A 5,134-nucleotide genomic window follows, 5' to 3' on the forward strand; every position below is an offset into this window, starting at 1 on the left:
CCTGGCGTGGCCGGCGCTTCGGCGCCGGGGGTGGCGCCGGGAGCGATGGCGCCGCCGTACTGGCCGTCGGAGCCGTCGACGGGTGCTCATCCGTCGGGTGTTCATCCGACGGGTGTTCATGGCGGGCACCCGTCCGGTGCGTACCCGTCCGGCGCCTACCCGTCCGCCGGAGCCGTGGACGACGACACCGGGACCCAGTACCTGGGCCCGACCGGCCCCAGCACGGCGCCTCCGTCCGCGCCCCCGTCGCCGCCGGCCCGCCGCCGCACCGGCGCCGCGGTCACCCTCGCCGTCGCCGGGGTCGCCCTGGCGGGTGTGCTCACCTGGGTGCTGCGCCCGGACGGCACCGGCGGCGCGATGGGTCCGGCCACGGGCTCGAACGGACCGTCGGCCGCCACCAGCCCGGGCGGCGCGGCCCCGTCCACCGGCCCGTCCACCGGCCCGTCCACCGGCCCGGCCGCCACGCCGTCCCTCACACCGCCCCCGGCCGGCACCGTCTCCGCGACCGCCTCCGCCCCGTCGCCCGCCAAGCCGCCGGCGAAGGAGTCCAAGGACCTGCTGACCCCGGACGGCGTGCGCACCGCGGTCGCGGCCATCACCGCGCAGAGCGGCACCACGAAGGTCAAGCAGCTCGCCGTCCACGAGGGCTACGCGACCGCCCAGGTCCCCACCGCCGACGGCCGTGGCTACGACTGGTACGAGTACCGGAACGGCAAGGTCACCAAGCGCACCGGTTCGGCGATGGGCAAGGACAAGCCGGTGGACCTCGCGCCGTACGACTGGGACGTCATCCCCGCCCTGCTGACGAAGGCCGAGGCGACCCTCAACGTGAAGAACCCGACCAGTCGCTACCTGCTCATCGACCTCTGGTCGAGCGACGGCGTGCCGAGCATCCGGGTCTACCTCTCCGACGAGTACAACAACAGCGGCTACCTGCTCGCGGACAGCAAGGGAAAGGTGCGCAAGACCTACGCCGCCGAATGAGCCCGCCACCCCGGCGGGCGGGCGGCCCGGGGCTCCTCAGCGGGGTGCGGTGGCCGAGGCCGTGAACATCGGCAGGGCGAGGAAGAGGCGGTCGGCCGCGGCGCGCTCGCGCTGCTCGGCGATCCAGCGGTCCGTCCGCTCGCGGGGGAGCGCGTCGGCGGTGCGGGCGGTCGAGGTCCCGGCGGTCCCGGCGGTCGCGGCGAGGGCGATGAGCAGGGGGAGCGCCGCCGGGCCGGTCAGGACGATCGTGCGCACCTCGACCGCCACGTCCGCGAACCCCGCGTCCAGCAGCAGCGCGCGGTAGCGGCGGGCGGCGCGCGGGCGGGCGACCAGGTCGGCGCGGGCGTGGACCAGGGCGCGGGTGAGCGCCGGGTCGTCGGAGTCGATGACGACGGTGTCCCAGTCCTGGCCGAGCAGCACGATCCGCCCGCCGCCCACCAGGAGCCGGCGGGCCTGGGCGAGGGCGGGCAGCGGATCGGCCAGTTCGTGGAACACCTTGTCGGCCCGGTAGCCGTCCACCGAGCGGTCCGGCAGCGGGAGTTCGGCGGCGTCCCCGACCCGCAGGTCCGCCCCCGGCCGGCGCCTCCGCGCGGCGGCGATCACGCGCGCGCTCGCGTCCACCCCGATGGCCCGGGCGCCGCGCTCCGCGAGCTCCGCCACCGCCCGTCCGGCGCCGCACCCGACGTCCAGGACGGTGCGGCCGGGCCCGGCGCCGAGCAGCTCATAGGAACGGGAGCGCAAACGCTCGGCGCCCGGGAAGCGGTCGGCGGCGTCGAGGCGTGCGAGGAGGCCGTCGTCCGGCGACCCGGAAGGGTCCGCCTCGGCGGGAGGGTTCGTCTCAACGGGAGGGTTCGGCTCAGCGGGAAGGTCCGTCTCACTGGTCATGCACGCCATGCTGGGACTTAATGTCGACATGAAGTCAAACGAGCCCCGGACCCCGGCCCCCCGCGAGGACGCTCCGATGAGCATCGGCGCCCTCGCCGAGCGCTTCGGTCTCGCCACGCACGTCCTGCGGCACTGGGAGTCGGTGGGCCTGCTCGCCCCGGCGCGCGACGCCGCCGGCCGCCGCCGCTACACCGCCGCCGACCTCACCCGGGTGGCCGTGATCCTGCGGGCCAAGGAGGCCGGGCTCTCCCTCGACGCCATCCGCGCCCTGGCCACCGCCACCGCCACCGCCAACGGCGCCGCCACCGCCACCGGCGAAGCGGGCCGGCGCCGGGACCTGCTGCACGCCGAGGCTGAGGCGCTGCGGGCCCGCATCGCGGCGGCGCGGGCCTCGCTGGACCTCCTGGAGTGCGCGCTCGCCTGCGACCACGAGGACGTCACCCGCTGCGCCCGCTACCAGCAGCTCGTGGCCTCGTACACGACGCGATAGGCGCCGTCGGCTCAGCGCCCCGGCGCCGCGTCCAGCAGGACCTGGCCCGCCGGGGTGCGGTGGTACAGCACCGAGCGGCCCGACCGGCGGCGCAGCGCGAGCCCGGACTCGCGCAGGATCCGCAGATGGCGGCCCACCGAACCGAGCGGAAGCCCGGTCAGCGCCACCAGCTGACTGGTGGTCTTCGGCGTGCCGAGCAGGATCAGCAGCTCCGCCCGGTTCGGTCCCAGCAGAGCGGCCAGCGCCTGCGGCACCGCACGGCGCTCCTCCTCGGCCAGCACGCCCGAGCACGGGTAGACCACCGCGAACCGGCGGCCCGGCGCCGCGCGCCCCCGCCCGTCGACCGTCGGCACGTCCCAGCACAGCCAGCTCTGCTGCGGGGTGACCGGCACGAACAGCAGCCGCACCCCGGCGAGGTCCAACGGTTGCGGGCCGTCGTCCCGGTGGCCGACGCCCAGCCGGTCGCCGCCGAGCCAGCGCATCCCGGGCCGCAGGTCGCTCAGCGCGTCCGCCCAGCCGCCCGCGCCGAGCCGGGCGGTGCGCGCCAGCACGTCCGCCTCGATGATCCGCCGACGGCGCGCCCAACCCGGCTCCACGGTCTCCGTCCAGACCCAGGCCAGCAGCCCGGCGGCGCGCTCCGCCAGGTCGTCACGGTCCAGCACGGGCGGCGGCGCGCCGCCCAGGGTCTCGGCCAGATCGGCCCGGGCGACGGCGGGTGGCGTCGCCCGGACCTCCGCCAGCTCCCGGGCGAACAGTTCCCCGTCCGCCGCCACCCGCCCGCCGTCCGCCCGGTGCTCCTCGGCGCCCGGCGTCGGGGTCAGGAAGGTCGCGTTCCACCGCGGGCCCAGCGCGGCCCGCACCAGCGCGGCGGTGACCGGGTCGGCGGCCAGCCGTTCCCGGTAACGGGGGAGCGCGGCGTCCAGCCACCGCCGCTCGCCCGGATGGGCGCCGCCGCCCCGGTGCAGGGTCTTCAGCGCGGCGACCGTCTCGGCCAGCGGGGAAAGCGCGAAGCGGCTCCCGGCGAGCGTGTCCGCGTCCAGCCGCCACCAGCCCATGGCCTTCCGCCCCCGTCATGTTTCGCAGCCCGGCGCAAACCTAACGCCGCGCCGATCGCGCCGGAAAGACTCCGCCGCATGCGCACCTACCGCGAGCTGTTCCGCGACCGCGGGTTCACCGCCCTGTTCCTGTTCTCCGCCGCTCAGACGGCCGCCCAGACGGTCGCCGGGCTGGCGCTGGGCGTCCTGGTCCTCCGGCGGACCGGCTCGCCGCTGCTCGCCGCGCTCGCCATGTTCGGCCCGGCGTTCGCCCACCTGCTCGGGGCGGCCACCGTGCTGTCGGCCGCCGACCGGCTCCCGCCGCGCGCCGCGCTGACCGGGCTCGGCCTGCTGCTCGCCGCCGGCACCGCCGTCCAGGCGCTGCCCGGACTCCCGGTGGTGGCGCTGTTCCCGGTCCTGCTCGCACTCGGCGTGGCCGGCGCGGCGGGCGGCGGGGTGCGCTACGGGCTGCTCCACGAACTGCTCAGCCGGGACGGCTACCTACTCGGGCGCTCTGCTCTCAGCGTGGCGGCGGGCCTGGTCCAGATCGGCGGATTCGCCGTCGGCGGTGCGCTGGTGGCCGCCCTCGCGCCGTCCGGCGCGCTGCTCACGGCCGCCGCCCTGCACCTGCTGTCCGCCGGCACGGCCCGCGCCGGGCTGCGCCGGCGCCCGCCGAGGGCCGTCGGGCGGCCGTCGGTCGTGGGCACCTGGCGGGCCAACGCGCGGCTCTGGTCGTCCGTGCCGCGCCGGTACGTGTACCTGGCGCTGTGGGTGCCCAACGGCCTGATCGTCGGCGTGGAGGCGCTGTACGTCCCGTACCGCCCGGACGCGGCGGGCCTGCTGTTCGCCGTCGGGGCGCTCGGCATGCTGGCCGGGGACGTGCTCGCCGGGCGGCTGCTGCCGGCCCGGTGGCGGGGGCGGCTGGCCGTGCCGTTCTGCGTGCTGCTGGCCGCGCCGTACCTGGGCTTCGCGCTGGAGCCCGGGCTGCCCGTCGCAGCGGCGCTGGTCGCGGTGGCCACGGTCGGGTACGCGTCGGGGCTGCTGCTTCAGGAGCGGCTGGTGGCGCTGACGCCGGCCGAGCTGAGCGGGCAGGCGCTCGGCCTGCACGGCTCCGGCATGCTCGCGCTGCAGGGGGCCGGCGCGGCGGTCGCGGGCGCGCTCGCCGAGGCGACCTCGCCCACCACCGCCATGGCGGGGACCGCCGGCGCCTCACTGGCCGTCACCGCGCTGCTCGCGCCGGGCCTGCGGCGCGGAGGCGGCGGGCGGACGGCTGTCGGTGGGCACTGCTAGCATCCGCCCGATCCGAACGAAGATCGAACAGTCTGAACGGCGATGGAACAGGGTGGGGCGCGGTGCAGGAAGACCGGCTGCGGAAGCAGGAACAGCCGCAGGGTGAGCCGCAGGAGCAGGTGCGGGAGCAGGCGCAGGATCCGGACGGGAGAACGGCGGCCCGGCGCCGTCGCGTCGCCATCGGCGTCGCGGCGGGCGTGTGCACGCTGGCACTGGTGGGCGCGGGCGGCTGGGCGATGAGCGGGTCGGACGCCGCGGAGCCGGCGCCGACGGGCACGCCGTCAGCCCCGCCGTCCCCGACGGCGTCGGAGAGCCCGACGCAGGCCCCGTCGGAGGCCGTGCCGACCGAAACCCCCTCCGCCCCGGTGAGCCCGGTGAGCCTGGCGACTCCGGACACCCCGGCCGCGCCTGAGCCTGCGGTCCCGGCAGCCGTCGAGCCGGCGCCCGTCGG

At 77.4% G+C, this 5,134-nt stretch carries 5 protein-coding genes and 1 pseudogene; 4 read left to right on the forward strand and 2 right to left on the reverse strand.

Annotated elements, in window-relative coordinates:
* Positions 1 to 174 precede the first annotated feature (174 nt).
* Complete coding sequence (locus ABD308_RS27150) at positions 175 to 984, forward strand: RAD23 family protein (protein ID WP_344339740.1); 810 nt, start codon at positions 175 to 177, stop codon at positions 982 to 984.
* Positions 985 to 1,020: 36 nt separating this feature from the next.
* On the opposite strand, the gene ABD308_RS27155 is transcribed toward ABD308_RS27150, so the two are convergent.
* Positions 1,021 to 1,869: a methyltransferase domain-containing protein gene (locus ABD308_RS27155; RefSeq protein WP_344339743.1), complete on the reverse strand. Its 849-nt coding sequence runs from the start codon at positions 1,867 to 1,869 to the stop codon at positions 1,021 to 1,023.
* Between the two features lie 76 nt (positions 1,870 to 1,945).
* Between ABD308_RS27155 and ABD308_RS27160 the strand changes: the two genes are divergently transcribed.
* Positions 1,946 to 2,359: a MerR family transcriptional regulator gene (locus tag ABD308_RS27160; protein WP_344339747.1), complete on the forward strand. Its 414-nt coding sequence runs from the start codon at positions 1,946 to 1,948 to the stop codon at positions 2,357 to 2,359.
* Positions 2,360 to 2,370: 11 nt separating this feature from the next.
* Here the strand turns inward: ABD308_RS27160 and ABD308_RS27165 are convergent, their stop codons facing one another.
* On the reverse strand, positions 2,371 to 3,414 hold the full coding sequence (locus ABD308_RS27165; protein ID WP_344339750.1) for an ArsR/SmtB family transcription factor: 1,044 nt from the start codon (positions 3,412 to 3,414) through the stop codon (positions 2,371 to 2,373).
* Positions 3,415 to 3,492: 78 nt separating this feature from the next.
* Here ABD308_RS27165 and ABD308_RS27170 point away from each other — a divergent pair, with 78 nt between their 5' ends.
* Together ABD308_RS27170 and ABD308_RS27175 are read left to right on the forward strand one after the other, a co-directional pair.
* The gene (locus ABD308_RS27170) at positions 3,493 to 4,683 is read left to right on the forward strand and encodes an MFS transporter (protein WP_344339752.1); all 1,191 of its coding nucleotides are present in this window, start codon (positions 3,493 to 3,495) and stop codon (positions 4,681 to 4,683) included.
* A 62-nt stretch (positions 4,684 to 4,745) separates the two neighbouring features.
* Positions 4,746 to 5,134 (forward strand): annotated as a pseudogene (locus tag ABD308_RS27175) (hypothetical protein); the annotation flags it as partial.

Origin of the sequence: Kitasatospora putterlickiae (assembly GCF_039527695.1) — a bacterium.
Classification (GTDB): domain Bacteria; phylum Actinomycetota; class Actinomycetes; order Streptomycetales; family Streptomycetaceae; genus Kitasatospora; species Kitasatospora putterlickiae.